The following is a 243-nucleotide window of genomic DNA, read 5'->3' as shown; positions in this document are numbered from 1 at the left end:
CCTGGTGCTGGTGAACGTGCTGTCCCTGGGGATCATGACCCAGCCGGAACTGGCCAAGCTGCAGAACCCGTCCATGGCTGCCGTGCTGGAGCATGTGGTGGGCCACTGGGGCGCGGTGCTGATCAGCATTGGCCTGGCGATTTCCCTGCTGGGGGCGCTGTTGTCCTGGGCCCTGCTGTGCGCGGAGATTCTCTACGCGACCGCCCGGGACCGGACCATGCCAGCGTTCCTGAAGAAGGAGAA

General features: G+C 65.4%; 1 protein-coding gene. It reads left to right on the top strand.

Annotated elements, in window-relative coordinates:
- A partial coding sequence (locus J5M73_RS31670; protein WP_207817048.1) for an amino acid permease occupies positions 1-243 on the top strand: 243 nt, incomplete at both ends.

The sequence above is a fragment of the Pseudomonas sp. 50_B genome, from assembly GCF_017491625.1.
GTDB lineage: Bacteria > Pseudomonadota > Gammaproteobacteria > Pseudomonadales > Pseudomonadaceae > Aquipseudomonas > Aquipseudomonas danubii.
Note: the sequence above shows the minus strand (reverse complement) of the source record. Positions and strands in the feature narration are given on the sequence as shown.